Annotated in this window: 12 protein-coding genes; 4 read left to right on the forward strand and 8 right to left on the reverse strand. The window is 32.4% G+C overall.

All coding sequences use genetic code 11. The annotated features are described in order from the left end of the window. Window positions 1–59: 59 nt before the first annotated feature. Together ACOQOS_RS06015 and ACOQOS_RS06020 are read right to left on the reverse strand one after the other, a co-directional pair. A complete protein-coding gene (locus ACOQOS_RS06015; RefSeq protein WP_420574068.1) occupies window positions 60–596 on the reverse strand; it encodes an NADPH-dependent FMN reductase in 537 nt (178 codons plus the stop codon). A gap of 24 nt (window positions 597–620) precedes the next feature. Continuing rightward, window positions 621–980 carry a DoxX family protein gene (locus ACOQOS_RS06020; RefSeq protein WP_420574069.1) on the reverse strand — a complete coding sequence of 120 codons (360 nt, stop codon included), beginning with the start codon at window positions 978–980 and terminating at the stop codon, window positions 621–623. A gap of 167 nt (window positions 981–1,147) precedes the next feature. Between ACOQOS_RS06020 and ACOQOS_RS06025 the strand changes: the two genes are divergently transcribed. Then, window positions 1,148–2,776, forward strand: a complete 1,629-nt coding sequence (locus ACOQOS_RS06025) for an acyl-CoA carboxylase subunit beta (protein WP_420574070.1) — start codon at window positions 1,148–1,150, stop codon at window positions 2,774–2,776. Window positions 2,777–2,914: 138 nt separating this feature from the next. Here ACOQOS_RS06025 and ACOQOS_RS06030 read toward each other — a convergent pair whose 3' ends face one another. The 6 genes from ACOQOS_RS06030 to ACOQOS_RS06055 all read right to left on the reverse strand — a co-directional run bounded on the left by ACOQOS_RS06030 (window position 2,915) and on the right by ACOQOS_RS06055 (window position 8,841). Beyond that, window positions 2,915–3,283, reverse strand: coding sequence for a nuclear transport factor 2 family protein (locus ACOQOS_RS06030; RefSeq protein ID WP_420574071.1), 369 nt, complete (start codon window positions 3,281–3,283; stop codon window positions 2,915–2,917). An 11-nt stretch (window positions 3,284–3,294) separates the two neighbouring features. After that, on the reverse strand, window positions 3,295–4,038 hold the full coding sequence (locus ACOQOS_RS06035; protein WP_420574072.1) for an SDR family NAD(P)-dependent oxidoreductase: 744 nt from the start codon (window positions 4,036–4,038) through the stop codon (window positions 3,295–3,297). After that, a complete protein-coding gene (locus ACOQOS_RS06040; protein ID WP_420574073.1) occupies window positions 4,028–4,237 on the reverse strand; it encodes a tautomerase family protein in 210 nt (69 codons plus the stop codon). Before ACOQOS_RS06040 ends, ACOQOS_RS06035 begins: the two co-directional genes overlap by 11 nt. A gap of 121 nt (window positions 4,238–4,358) precedes the next feature. Next, the gene (locus ACOQOS_RS06045; RefSeq protein WP_420574074.1) at window positions 4,359–4,922 is read right to left on the reverse strand and encodes a Crp/Fnr family transcriptional regulator; all 564 of its coding nucleotides are present in this window, start codon (window positions 4,920–4,922) and stop codon (window positions 4,359–4,361) included. 575 nt (window positions 4,923–5,497) lie between these two features. Next, on the reverse strand, window positions 5,498–7,279 hold the full coding sequence (locus ACOQOS_RS06050; RefSeq protein ID WP_420574075.1) for a YfbK domain-containing protein: 1,782 nt from the start codon (window positions 7,277–7,279) through the stop codon (window positions 5,498–5,500). A gap of 473 nt (window positions 7,280–7,752) precedes the next feature. Then, entirely contained in the window at window positions 7,753–8,841 is a 1,089-nt protein-coding gene (locus tag ACOQOS_RS06055) for an AMP-binding protein (protein ID WP_420574076.1), read from the reverse strand. A 172-nt stretch (window positions 8,842–9,013) separates the two neighbouring features. Here ACOQOS_RS06055 and ACOQOS_RS06060 point away from each other — a divergent pair, with 172 nt between their 5' ends. The 3 genes from ACOQOS_RS06060 to ACOQOS_RS06070 all read left to right on the forward strand — a co-directional run bounded on the left by ACOQOS_RS06060 (window position 9,014) and on the right by ACOQOS_RS06070 (window position 15,460). After that, complete coding sequence (locus ACOQOS_RS06060) at window positions 9,014–10,909, forward strand: DUF3857 domain-containing transglutaminase family protein (RefSeq protein ID WP_420574077.1); 1,896 nt, start codon at window positions 9,014–9,016, stop codon at window positions 10,907–10,909. A gap of 10 nt (window positions 10,910–10,919) precedes the next feature. Beyond that, window positions 10,920–12,848, forward strand: coding sequence for a hypothetical protein (locus ACOQOS_RS06065; RefSeq protein ID WP_420574078.1), 1,929 nt, complete (start codon window positions 10,920–10,922; stop codon window positions 12,846–12,848). 125 nt (window positions 12,849–12,973) lie between these two features. After that, a complete protein-coding gene (locus tag ACOQOS_RS06070; protein ID WP_420574079.1) occupies window positions 12,974–15,460 on the forward strand; it encodes a hypothetical protein in 2,487 nt (828 codons plus the stop codon). Window positions 15,461–15,466 lie beyond the last annotated feature (6 nt).

A 15,466-nucleotide genomic window follows, 5' to 3' on the forward strand; every position in this document is an offset into this window, starting at 1 on the left:
TGTAGTTCCATTAGATTTTACAGTATTGACTTTAAACTATGTATAAGATACAAAAGTTGTTATTCAAAAATTGCTTTTGATAGTACAAATGTAGCTTCTGCTAATTTTTCAGCTAATGCAGCATCTTTGATTCCGTTTTCAGAAAAATTATCTCCAAATGATGGTAATGAAAAGTCTGCGACAATATTTCCGCCCATGTATGGGAATCTTCCTTTGGCAATGTCTAAAACTGTTTGTCCACCGCGACCACCTGGTGATGTTGCCATCAATAACATTGGTTTGTCTGACCATAACTTTCCATCAATGCGAGACATCCAATCGAATATGTTTTTAAATACTGCTGCGTATGCTCCGTTATGTTCCGCTAATGATAATACAATTCCGTCTGAATTTTGAATTTCTTTTAAGAATTTGTGTGCGTTCTCTGGAATTCCGATTTCACTTTCTTTGTCAATTCCGTATAATGGTAGTTCGTAATCGTTTAAATCTAATACTTTTACTTCTGCATCTGCTACCAAACTTGCTGCGTATGCTGCTAATTTTTTATTGATAGATGTTTTACTGTCGCTTCCTGCAAAGGCTATTATTGTTTTCATGTGTATAATTTTTTATGTTTTTTATTAGTTGTTTGCTATTTTTTTACTGAAATAATATGATGCTATTAAGAATATCGTTCCTATAATAGAAGCTCCTTGTTCGCCATCGCTAATCATATAATGTGCAAAGAAAGCTAAGATTAAGTCAAAGAAAAAACCTGCATATGCCCATTCTTTTAATGCTTGCGATTTATTTTGCCAAATAGCAATAACTCCTAAAACTTTAGCGATTGCCAATGGATAAATAATATACGTAGGATATCCGAAGCTAGTAAATGCTTTTACAATTTCTGCATTGTTAAAAAAATACATTCCCGCAGAAAATAACATTAATAAAGATAGTAATCCTGTAGCGATGTAATAAATTATTTTTTGAGTTTTCATGTTTGTTAGTTTTTAAATTCTGTACAAAGCTACATAATTTATTTTTATTTTCCAAGGAAATTAATTCCATGTAATTTAATTTAAACCTTTTTAAGAAAACTTTCAAACTTTCATTCTTTTAATAGCGGTATTTGTTTCGTATTTTAGCGCAGGAAAATTTTACAACAATGGACATTAACTTCAATAAGAACGAAGATCACAATAAACTTTTAGTATCAGAATTACGTCATCGCTTAGCAAAAGTGAGTTTAGGCGGCGGACAAAAACGTATTGATAAACTTCATAGCAAAGGAAAAATGACTGCGCGTGAACGTATTGATTTTCTGTTAGATGACAATAAACCAGCTATAGAGATTGGAGCTTTTGTCGGTGATGAAATGTATTCAGAACATGGAGGTTGTCCTTCTGGCGGTGTTGTGGTAAAGATTGGATATGTACAAGGAAAACAGTGTATTGTTGTTGCCAATGATGCCACGGTAAAAGCTGGTGCTTGGTTTCCAATTACAGCAAAAAAGAATTTACGTGCTCAGGAGATTTCTATTGAAAATAGATTACCTATCATTTATCTAGTAGATAGCGCTGGTGTGTATTTACCAATGCAAGACGAAATTTTTCCTGATAAGGAACATTTTGGACGTATTTTTAGAAACAATGCCGTTATGAGCAGCATGGGAATTACCCAAATTGCTGCTGTGATGGGAAGTTGTGTTGCTGGTGGAGCGTATTTACCTATTATGAGTGATGAAGCCTTGATTGTAGATAAAACAGGAAGTATTTTCCTTGCGGGAAGTTATTTGGTAAAAGCGGCTATTGGTGAAAGTATTGATAATGAAACTTTAGGTGGAGCTACTACACATTGTGAAATTTCTGGTGTGACAGATTATAAGTCGAAAGACGATAAAGATGCTTTGACAACCATACAGAATATTGTAGGTAAGATTGGCGATTATACACCAACAGGTTACAACCGTGTGAAAGCTGAGAAACCTAAGGAAAATCCAGAGGATATTTTTGGAATTCTTCCAAAAGCACGTCATGAACAGTATGATATGAAAGAAATCATCAAACGAATTGTAGATAATTCGGAGTTTGATGAATATAAAGAAGGTTACGGACAAAGTATTATTACTGCTTACGCTAGAATTGACGGTTGGGCAGTAGGAATTGTTGCCAATCAGCGAAAGCTCGTAAAAACTAAGAAAGGTGAAATGCAGTTTGGTGGTGTGATTTATTCTGATTCTGCCGATAAGGCAACACGATTTATAGCAAATTGTAATCAGAAGAAGATTCCGTTAGTATTTTTACAAGATGTAACCGGATTTATGGTTGGAAGTAAATCTGAACATGGCGGTATTATTAAAGATGGTGCCAAAATGGTAAATGCTGTGAGTAATAGTGTGGTTCCTAAGTTTACGATTGTTGTTGGAAACTCTTATGGAGCAGGAAATTACGCTATGTGCGGAAAAGCCTATGATCCACGATTGATTGCTGCATGGCCAAGTGCTGAACTAGCCGTAATGAGTGGAAATTCTGCAGCAAAAGTATTGTTACAGATTGAAACTGCTTCGTTGAAGAAACAAGGAGAAGAAATTACAAAGGAAAAAGAAGAGGAATTATTCAACAAGATTAAATCTCGTTATGATAAACAAATTTCTCCATATTATGCTGCTGCTCGTTTGTGGACAGATGCCATCATTAATCCATTAGATACACGAACTTGGATTTCTATGGGAATTGAAGCAGCAAATCAAGCTCCAATTGAGAAACCTTTTAATTTAGGTGTGATTCAAGTGTAATTAGAAACAGCTTCGCTTTCAGATTGCTAGACGCGCTATCGCTGTTAGAACGTTTTACTTTTAGATTGCTAACGCTTTTAGATATAAAAAAACGGTTTAGATATGAATCTAAACCGTTTTTTTATGACTTGCTCTCTCCTATGCTACGTGTGTAAAGATCTTATTTACAATTTTCCATTCGTTATCAATTTCTGTCAACGATAGGTAATCGTAATAGTTATATCCCAACATCGGAACTTGCAACTTCACCATGGCTATTTTCCCCATAATATCTATTCCGATAGTTTTCATTGTAAAAGTTTCGTTGAGTTCCTTTGGACTCTTTCGATTCTTGACACCATCTATATATTCTTTGATACTTTTCAAATAATCTACGCCTTTTATATCTCCATAGATGTATGCGTTTTTATGGAAACACGCTTCTAGTTTGCCTGAATCTCCTTCAAAAATACCATCAAAGTAGTTCGTGATTAAGCGTTCTATTTTTTTATGATTTGTTGTATACATATCTGTCTTTTTTAAATAGCGTGTCCAACTGTATGTCCACCAGCTACATTTATGGTTTCTCCGGTAATAAAGTTTGAAGTAGCTAAATAATAAGCTGCTTCTGCAATTTCATTTGCTTCACCGATTCTATTTAGTAAATGTAATCCTGCTAAACTATCAGCATCTTCTACTCCAATTTTACTTTGCAACGGACTTCTTATGATTCCTGGCGCTATGGTATTTACTTTGATATTGTTTTTACCAAATTCTGCTGCCAACTGTCTCGTTAAGGAATGAATAGCACCTTTGCTGGTTAGTGGAGCTGTCGCAGGAAATCCATCAATGGCATGTTCTACCAAAACAGTCCCAATATTAATGATAGCACCATTTTCTTGTTGAATCATGTGTGGAATTACTGCTTGTGACATAAAATAGGTTCCTTTTAGGTTTACTTTCCAAAAACGATCTAATTCTTGCTCATTCACTTCCAAAAAAGGTTTCGGCGAAAATATTCCTGCATTGTTGATCAATACATCTATACTACCAAATGTATCTAAAGCCAATTGTACAAGTTTCTGACTTGTTTCTTGCTTACCGATGTCTCCAACTAAATATGTTGCGTTTTTAGGTCCGCCAAGTTCGTTATAAGCTTTTTCTAAATTTTCTCTGTTGGAAGAATTCATCACAACATTGCTTCCATGTTTAAGGAAATGGTTTGTTATTTCTTTTCCAATTCCTGTGGATGCTCCTGTGATAATTACTGTTTTACTGTTCATTTTTTGATTTTTTAGTTCCTAAATATTGTTTTCCATCGTGACCCCAATTTCCCATTGGAATTTCCTCTATGACAACATGTGTTGTATAGGGATCTTTGTTTAGAATGTCTACCATAAGTTGTGTTGCACCTTCTATTAATAGACGTTTTTCCTCTTTTGTTACGTTTTCGTCTGTAACTTTAATATTAATGTATGGCATAATTTTTTTGTTTAATTAATTGCCTTACAAAGGTGCGATTTGGAAGAAATGTTAGGAAGGAGGTTTGTCACTTCTTTAAAGTGATATAGATCACATTAAGAACTAAAAAAGAATTGAAAAGTTAAGAATCTAACCTACTAAGCGTTTCTCTTGAAACACCTAAGTATGCTGCGATCATTTTTTTAGGAACGCGTTGAAAAAGCTTTGGATATTGTTTTAGTAGTAATTCGTATCGTTCTTTGGAAGAATTTTGTAATAAGGATAGAATTCTGTTTTGAAGTGCAATTCGACCAAATTTACTTTTTTTTGCCCAAAAACGTTCCATTTTGTGCATTGCTACTGTCAATTTCTCTCTATTTTCATATGTTATATACAACAACTCACTATCTTCAATACAATCAATAGATGTTTTGGATTCAATTTGTTTTACAAACGATTCATAATCGGTAATCCACCAATTTTCCATTCCAAATTGAAGAATATGTTCTTTTCCGTTTAAATCGATGAAATAACTTTTCAAACATCCTTTTACAATCCAAAATTCTTTGTTTACAATTTCACCTTCTTGAACTATATATTGATGTTTTCTTTTTTTGACTGCGGTAAAGTGACTCAATACAAAATCAAATTCTTCATCTGTTAAGCTAATTATTTCTTCAATATGTTGTCTAAGTGGATGCGACATTTAAATAGAATTAATATGAAAAATAAACAATCATTTTGGTTGCATACTAAGATATGTATTTACCTGTATTTTTTCTAATAAATAATGTTTTTCCTGTTTAGATAAAGATGTATTTATTTAGTATTTAAAATCGTTTTAAAACTTAAAACTTTGTATTCCAGATCGTTTTTTAATGATGTAAGTATCTTAAAAAACCTCAAACTGAACTTTGAAAGCATTATATTTCAAAATTAAGCAACTTAAGCATGATAAAACTCTCATATATAAGAAAAGGCCTAGTAAACTAATTACCAGACCTTTTCTCCCTAAAAAACCTAAAATAACCTAATCTTTATTTCGTTTTGAAAGCAAAGATTTGCTTTTATAATTGTCACAAACTCTATGCCATTCTATATATTTTTTATGAATTTTTTAACAGAAAAAGAAAAACCTAATAAGTATGAATTTTACTAGGTTTTTCATAAACAACTAAACAACCAACCTTTCGTTTATTCTATATTAAAAGTACGTTCATAATTTAGATTCTGAAACCTATTTTGAGTAAACACTTCATATTGATGAGTGAAATGTCTTAATTACTTAGTAGCGGTAGCTTGTACCAGTCTGATAAATTCGGCTCTATAACCACTTTTATCTTCTCCTCTACCAGATTCTGCTAAGGCAATTATATCATTCAATCCTGCATTGTTTGCGAACTCTGAATCTCTTAATTCCATTCCAAATAATGCAACTGCTGCCGTAAAATTGAAATCGTTAGAAACATTTGCTACTACCTCATCTTTTACAACTGTTTTTAACTGAATACTTCTGCTTCTGTTAGGCTTCTTGTAACGTAATTTTACCGTAAGCAAGTCATCTGAACATGATTGTCTACTTACATTTAATGTGGTATACTTTAAATTATCAACGTCTTTTAAATATTTTGTATCTACTCCAACAGGAATGATTTCATATAAAGCAGTCACGGTATGTCCTGCACCTAATTCTCCAGCATCTTTTAAATCATCTTTGAAATCTTCATCATTTAACAATCTATTTTCATACCCAATTAAGCGATATCCTTTTACCGTATGCGGATTAAATTCTAATTGAAATTTTACATCTTTAGCAATTGTATATAAAGTTCCGCCAAATTCTTTTCCGAAAATCTTGTGTGCTTCTTGCATGGTATCAACGTATGCATGATTTCCATTTCCTTTATCAGCCAATAATTCTAAACGATCGTCCTGATAATTCCCCATTCCAAAACCTAATACAGATAAGTATACACCTGTTTCACGTTTTTGCTCAATAAGTGTTTCTATCGCAACTTCACTGGTAGCGCCTACATTAAAATCGCCATCTGTCGCCATAATTACACGATTGTTTCCGTTTTTGATAAAGTTTTCTGTAGCAATTTTATATGCCAACTCAATTCCTGCACCACCAGCCGTTGATCCACCAGCTTGTAAATTGTTTAAAGCATCTAATATTTTTTGCTTGCTATTTCCCGAAGTTGGTTCTAACACCATTCCTGCAGCTCCAGCGTATACTACAATAGCTACTTTATCTTCTGGACGCATTCTATTGACCATTAAAGTAAAAGCCGATTTTAATAGTGGTAATTTATTTTGAGCAAACATCGAACCTGAAACATCAATCAAAAAAGTGAAGTTCGATGGCGGAATTTCTTCTAGTGGAATTTCTTTCCCTTTCAAAGCAATTTTTAGCAATTTTGTATCTTCATTCCATGGTGTCACGCCTAATTCTGTATGAATTACCATAGGATGCTTGTCTTTTGGCTGTGCATAATCATATTCAAAATAATTGATCATTTCTTCAATTTTCACAGCATCTTCTGGAACTTCTTGTCCGTTGTTAATCATTCTACGAATGTTACTATACGCAGCTCTGTCTACATCAATTGAAAAAGTAGACAATGGTGCTAATGCAGTTCTTTTGAAACTATTTTCATTAATTCGTTTATAAGATTCACGATTCTCAACATGTGAACTATGTACAGTGCTTATAGCACAACTCATTTTAGAAGAATTTACGGTGCCTCCATAAGCAACAACTGTTACCGCTTCTAAAGCCTCTCCTACTTTCAGCTGAACATTGATGATTGATTTTGTGATTTTTACTTCTTCGGTTTTGCAACCTACATAAGAAACAACTAATACTTTTCCTTTCTCTGCTGAAATTTTATAGTTTCCATCAAAATCTGTCGTTGTTCCAATTGTAGTACCTTTTACCAATACACTTGCGCCTGGCAATGGCATTCCTGTTTCGTCAGTAATTGTTCCTGAAACTTCAATTTGCTTTGTCCATGCTTGGCTGCTTACCATAAGCATCAATAGTATGAGTAGTTTTTTCATCGTATTCTTTTTTAAAGTTCTTAACGAAACTACTACGGATTCTGTTGCTAAAAAATGAACATTGAGTAAAGTGATGTTTTGAATGAGGGAATGAAATTTTAAATGTAAAATGCTAAATTTTAAATTATAAAGGTACCAATGTTGAAAGTTAGTATCGAAATTGATACGCTAATATCTGATCGAGTGAATTTGTGAAACAAATTTGTATTTAGACTTACTGTAAGTTTCCCAGCCGTTCTCGATACAACAAATCATAGATTTGTCACTCGAACTGACGGCTTGGGCAACTTTAAAATATAAATATTTAATTATCAAACTCTTAGAAACTAAAAAACTCCAAATCAAAAACCGTCTCTTCGAGTGATTTTATGGAATAAAATGAGGAAAGAATATATTTCGACTGCGCTCAATAAAGCTATCGAGTGCTGTGCAACTCAAAATAGTAAATAAAAACATTCTAAACTTAGAAACTTTCAAACACCAAGCGAAACCAACGTCTGCAAACGTTGTACTTTTCCGGTATTGGTTTCTGTAAAATTCTTTACTGTGTAGATGGTTTTGGGGATTTCGAATTTGGTGAATTTTTCAGATTTTTTAATGGTTTCCATCATTTGAGAAACATCAATAGTTTCTTCGATGTCTTCAATGAGTAATACTAACTTTTTTCCTAATTGTTCGTCGTCTGTTGCAGCAATAAAATATCTTGAATTGATCAATGAACTCAACTTCTCCTCTATTTGTTCTGGATGAAGTTTGATACCACCACTATTAATTACATTGTCAAACCTTCCTAACCAATTGAACTCCGTTTTAGAAATCATTTCTACCACATCATTGGTGATAATTTTTTCATCAGTAATTCTTGGCGCATGAATCACTAAACAATTTCGACTGTCAGTATCAATTTGAATATTTGGTAAGGTCTGATAATAGGCTATTTTTTCTTTTGGCAAATGATTTAATGGTTTCGCAGCAATATGCGTGATGGTTTCCGTCATTCCATAGGTCGCAAATATCTTAGTTGAAATTGATTGTAAACTCGCTATTAGAGCTGAAGAAGCTGGTGCGCCGCCAACAATCAATGTTTTAATTTGAGATAATTGTTCAAGTGAATTTTCTACTTGCAAAGGTACCATCGCACAAAAATCATAGTGTTTATAGTGATTTTTCAAAGGATTTGAAGTTGGTGCTATCAAATCAAGTGATAAACCTAAAACCATAGCTCGTACTAACATCATTTTTCCTGCAATAAAATTTGAAGGCAAACATTGCAAAGCAGTATTCCCTGGTTCGATTCCGAAAAAATCACCTGTCGCTAATGCGGAATGTATCATGGCTTGTTTATCTAAACGAATTGACTTTGGTTTCCCCGTAGAACCTGAAGTATACACAATTACATAGGTTTTATCATCCAACCAATCCATCAGGAAATTTCCCAACGTTTGTTCATATGGTTTTCCTTCTTTCACAAAGCTGTAGGCAACTTCTTTTAGTGCTTCTCTATCAAAGTAAGTACCATTTAATTTGAACTTTGTATGTATATTTTTAAAAGTTGGAATCATTTTTGTAAATGTTGTTGTGTAAATTTAAAAATAAGCTTGGAAAAATCGCTGATTTCTTCCGTTGTTTTTAGTATTTTAGTGGTTCGTTCTTACATTTTCCACACAATATTTTTTGAGAAGTATTGTTTGTGTTTTTAGTAAGTTTCTCCACATTGATTTTAAATTGTAATTTATGACAACATCATATCTGAAATTCCCTGTATTGTTTCTCTTTTTTATGACTTCTATTTGCTTAGCGCAGAATGGTTCAAAAGAAGATTTCCATTTTTTAGAACGTACTGAAGATATTAAGATCAATCTAAAAAAAGGAGCTTTTAATATCGTAAAAAGCATTCACGAAAAAGCAGAATATTTGACTGCAAATAAATTGTATTTCGCAAATGAAACATTACGTTTTGATAGTTTTACACAACTTAAAGATATTGAAGCGACCACATATTTACCTGCTACAGGAAAAACATTGGAAGTTGATTATATAGAAACCAAACATGAATTTGATGATGGAATTTTTTATAGCGACCAACAAACAAAAAACTTTACGTTTCCAGCTGTAACAAAAGGTGCGATTACAGATTTGAAATATAAAGAAGTAATTTCTGAACCTCATTTTTTAGGATTATTCCGATTTGGAACATACGCACCAACTAAAAAAGCCGTGTTACGCATTGAGTTTCCAAAGAATGTAGAAATTGGATATAGAGAGTTTCACACTGAAAATATCACTGTAAACTTCAACAAAGAAGAAACAAAGAATAGTACTATTTACACATGGACTACAGAGAATGTTGCTAAATTTTCTGGTGAAGAAAATTCTGAAGCAGCATTGTACCATTTGCCACATATTATTTTACATATTAAAAATTATACAGAACGAGGAAAAACAATTCCTATATTAAATAATGTAGATGATTTGTATAGTTGGTATGCTTCTCTTGCTAAACAAGTAGATGAAAAAGATTTACAGAAAGTCTATAAAATTGCTGAAGATATTGCTAAAAAATATACCACAGATCGTGAAAAAGCTGAAGCAATCTACAATTGGGTTCAGGAGAATATTACCTATGTCGCATTTGAAGATGGTTTAGGTGGATTTATTCCTCGTGGCGCAGCAAGTGTTTGCAATAACCGCTATGGCGATTGTAAAGACATGGCAAATTTACTGTATGTCATGTTGAATCATGTGGGAATTCCTTCGTATAGAACTTGGATTGGAACGCGCGATCGTCCATATTTGTATGATGAAGTGCCAACTCCTATGGTTGACAATCATATGATTACTGCTACTGTAATTGATAAAGACACTATTTTTATTGATGGAACCGATAGCTATGTGAATTTTGGAATGCCAAGTTCATTTACACAAACGAAAGAAGCTTTGATTGGAATTTCTCCTGAAAAATTCATTTTAAAGAAAGTTCCTGAGCAAGCTTCAAATAAAAGTAAAGCTATAGTCAATACAAAAATTACATTTAATGACGGAAACATTAACGCTTCAGAAGAACGTGTATTAACAGGTTATGAAAAAGTAGATTTTGTCACAGACTATTTGTACAAGAAAAAAGACAACACAGAAGAAGAGTTTTTAAATACAACCTTAGCTTTAGGAAATAACAAATCGAAGTATCAAAATATTAAGGTTTCTCCATTAGAATCAAAATATAAAACATTGACACTTTCTTTCGATTTGTTGATTGAAAGCTACGCAAAAACCATTGGTTCAAAGACTATTTTAAACCTCAACATCGACCGTGCATTATCAAAGCAAAAGATAGATATTGTAAAGCGTAAATATGCTAAAAAAATCGATCATAAGTTTCAAAAAGAATATACTACTACGTTTGTCATTCCAGAAGGTTACAAAGTAACTTCGATTCCGAAACCGATCAAATATGACGGAAAAGCCTACGGTTTCAGTATTTCTTACGAAGAAAAAGAAGGTGAAATTATTCAGCATAAAACCATTTACATAAACACGCTTCGCATTGAAAAAGAAGATTTTGAAGCTTGGAATAGTTTTGTGAAAAAATTAATAAAAGCCTACAAAAAAAGTATTATCATTGAAAAGTAAACTAAATTATATGAGAGCATTTATTGTTATCCTTTTATGTTTGTGTTCTTCACAAGCATTTTCGCAATATTATAAAGAATATGATTGGGCAAAAAAGCCTGAATTGCACAAATTATCCGAGAAAGAAGCAAATGAATCTTCCGTAGGAATTCTTGAAAAATATATCTTAGAATATAAAATTCCTGTTTTTGGAAATAAAATCAAAAAGTTTGAAACAACACATACTATAGCGCGCGTGCACGATGAAAAAGGAATTAAAACACACAATACAGTGTATATTTCTATGTACGATGTTATTGAAATTGTAGATATTAAAGCACGTACCATTACTCCTGACGGAAAAGTAACACTACTGAATAAAGACAATATCAAAGAAGTAAAAAATGTAGAAGAATATGGTGATTTCAAGATTTTTGCTATCGAAGGTGCTGAAAAAGATTCAGAAATTGAAGTATTGTACACCTTAGAAAAAGAATACTCTGCTTTTGGAAGAGAAACGCTACAAAAAAGCTATCCGATCAAAAAGTTAGAATACGATTTTATTACTGGAGAATTACCTGGTCGTGCAAAAGTATACAACGCATTTACTGATTTTGATGATCATATGTACAACAAGACAGCTGGAAAACAACTCGTATTAGAAGACATTATTCCAATGATTGAGGAAGAATATGCTACACCAAAAGCCAATAAAATAGCTGTTGCCTTTCAATGTTTTGGTCCTGGAACAAACGTTACAGATGATATGTTGTGGAATAATGTAGTCTCTAATATTACAAACGGTTTGTTCCCTGAAACACCAAACGCCGAAATTGTAAAAATTATTGAAGATTTAATGAAAAATCAGAAAACAGACGATTATACAAAAGCGTATCTAATTGATAATTATGTAAAAACGAATTACACCATTGTAAAGAACAATAACGATCAACTTTCTGATATCGATTATATTATAAAAAACAAGTCAGCGAGTGATTTTGGAATCCTGAAAGTATATTCACACTTGCTAGAAGCAGCCAATGTAGAGTATTTGCCTGTAATTACTTCAGATGTGTACGAACATAAGTTTGATTCTGAGTTTTTTAATCCAACTGCTTTGCGCGAATTTTTAATTTACATTCCTAAAGCTTATAATTACATTACACCAAATCGTATGGATTATCGTTTAAGCGAAATCCCACCAAATATACTAGGAAATACAGGGATCTTTGTAAACAACAAAAAACAATTTAGTTTTTACAAAATTTTACAAAAAGATCCAGATTACAGTCGTGTTGTACGCAACATGAACATTTCATTTGAAGACGAAATGGAATATGTAAAAATCAACCAAAATCAGGAATACTACGGACATTGGGCAATGAACAATCGTGCATATTTAAATTTAGCCCCTGAACAAGCTATCAAAGAATTTGAAGACTATTTAACAGGTTCTGGAATTGAAGATAAAGTTGTAAAGCAATATGATGTTAAAAACAAAGCAATGTTGCAGTTTGAATACAACAAACCATTTTTGGTAAGTAGTACTATTACTTCAGAATCTTTATTGGAAGAAGCTGGCGATAGTTATATTTTTCAGGTTGGGAAAGTCATTGGAACGCAAAGCGAATTGTATCAAGAAACAAAACGTGTAAATCCAATTCAGATGCAATATCCAAATCGATACAATTATGAAATTGTTGTCAATATTCCTGCTGATTATGAAATAGAAGGTTTAGAATCTTTAATTATCAAAAAAGAATTACTAGACAAAGATGGAAATCAGAAATGCAAGTTTGAGTCTAATTATACACTGAAAGGAAACAAATTGACAATTACCATTGAAGAGTTCTACAAAGAATTTGAATATGACATTGCAGAATATGAAGGTTTCCGAAAAGTGATCAATGCTGCTTCTGATTTTAATAAAGCTGCTATTTTGATGAATCCTAAAGAATAAATCTATTTAGATATTTAAAAACTCACAAAACGTTCTAATTTATTTTAGGACGTTTTTGTTTTTAGGACATATTCATAATACTAAAAATCTTTATCTTTATGGAACCGATTATACCAAAAGTTACCATGAAAAAAAGAATTAGTATCACAAGTTTTTCGCTATTCTTCATACTCTTCTCGTATGCGCAAACTTTAGATAGCATTTCAAATGAACGTTTAGTAACACAATTTGAAAACTTAGCGACACAGCAACTCAAAGAAAACATTTACATTCATACTGACAAAGATATTTATGAACCTGGTGAAAACTTATGGTTTAAAGCATATTTATTGAATGGAAATGATTTAAAATTATCACGTAAAACGTCTATTATTTTTGTAGAATTATTAAAACTTGAAAAAGATCATACAGACATCATTCTTCAAGAAAAATACGAAGCTGACAATGGTTTTGCAAATGGACATTTGTTTTTGGCTGAAATTTTAGAAGATGGAACTTACGAATTGGTTATTCATACCAAAAATACACTTGAAAGCAATGCAAAAACCATTCGTGCTATTAAGCGAATTCAGCTTAAAACAAGTATTATTCCTAAGATTTTGATGGATACAGAATTCTCTCAAAAATCCTACAGTCGCAAACAACAAGTTTCTATGAATGTTGCTGTATTTTCTAGAAGTCGCTTGCCATTTGTAAATACTTCACTTATTGCAACTTTATATGCTGGTTCTAAAAAGTTAGATCGTGTTCGTCTGGAAACATACAATAACGGAGAAGCTACGGTTTCATTTCCTGTTTCCAAGAATAAAAATGCTACAACCATTAAACTTCGTGTGAAAGATGGTAAAAATAGTGCTGAACACAGCGTTGAAATTCCGTTTAAAAATGTTTCTGAAATCCAATTTGGCATGTATCCTGAAGGCGGCGATTTAGTTGCAAATCTACCAAACACAGTTGCATTTAAAGCTGTAGATCATCATGGAAAACCTTTAAACATTACAGGCGAATTGTATGAAAATGATAGAAAAATAACTTCGTTTGAATCAACACATTTTGGAATGGGAAAATTTTCATTCACGCCAAAAACAGATCGCTCATATACTGTAAAAATTATAAATCCAAAAATAGATATTCCTTTTACAGTGCCTTCTATCAAAGCAAAAGGTATTAAACTACAAGTAGATCGACAAAACAAAAAGCACGTACATTTTAGCATTACTAAAACTCCAGATGTTTCTACTCAAAAAGTATACATTCGTGCGCAAAGTCGCGGACTTGTCTATTGGATGGCAACTGCTTCACTTAGTAAAGAACGTGTTCGTTTTAAATTGCCTTTAGAAAAACTGCCACAAGGTATTGCAGAAGTCACAATATTTAACCAAAATATGGCACCAATTGCGGAACGACTTGTGTATGCAAATCTCGATCAAAAGTTGCATGTTTCTCTCAATGAAATCTCTAAAAGTTCATTTGGACAAAAAGATAAAGTCACACTAAAATTTAACGTTAAAGATCAATTTAAAAATCCAGCGATTGCTAATTTAAGTTTTAGTGTCTGTGATCATTTATATATAGATAAAGAAAATGATTATTCTATAATGCCGCACTATTACTTATTTTCTGAATTAAAAGGTCATGTGTATAATGCTGGTTATTACTTTGATCACAAAAATAAAAATCGTGAAAAACAGTTAGACTTATTATTGTTAACACAAGGCTGGAGAACGTATATTTGGAATGAAACAGTTTTTGAAAAACCAATGAAACCTGTGAAGTTTTCGCCAGACATTCGAGGGAAATTATATTTAAAAGCTGAAAATGGCACTTTGCAAAATGCGCCAAATGCTGAAATTCGTGTGGTATTGCCAAAATCGGTACGATCGTCAAGTGTAGATGCAAGCGGCATGTTTTCGTTTTCGCCTTCTATCTTAAAAGTTGCACAAGGACATCAATTGACTTTTTTCCCAATGGATACTGAAACAATGATCTTGACCTTAGAGAATCCATTTGAAGAAATTGTGAAACTCACAGATGATAAGATGTTTATTTTTCCTGAAACTGATTTCATTAAAGCTGCCAAAAAACAATCTTCGTACGACCTGAAGTTTAGTTTTTCTGAAACCAATTATTTGGAGGAAGTGAATTTAACAACTTATAAAAACAGAAATAAAAATCGAGGAAATAATTATAATTATATAGGAAGTTCTTCTGATTATGTTTGCTTTGAATATAAAATTTTGAATTGTGTAAACCATAAAGCTGGCCCAAAACCTGAAATTGGGGAAACCTATCGTTTAAATGATGGAAGTTATGTAACATATCAAGGTTCGGTAGATGATGAAAGTACTAAAAATCGTGGTTTTGTTTCTACTAAAGGATATTATCCTGAGAAAGAATTTTACAGTCCATTGTATGACAAAGCGGAAGAAAAAGCATTTCCTGACAATCGTAAAACCTTGTTTTGGGCACCAAATTTAGTTTCTGATGAAAACGGAGAAATCACCGTAAGTTTTTATACTTCTGATGTGCAAACTACCTTTTTAGGAAAGTTAGAAGGTACCAATGGAAATGGTTTGCTTGGCGGAACTCAATTTAAGTTTGATGTAGATTGATGTAAT

Origin of the sequence: Kordia sp. (assembly GCF_965224175.1) — a bacterium.
Classification (GTDB): Bacteria; Bacteroidota; Bacteroidia; order Flavobacteriales; family Flavobacteriaceae; genus Kordia.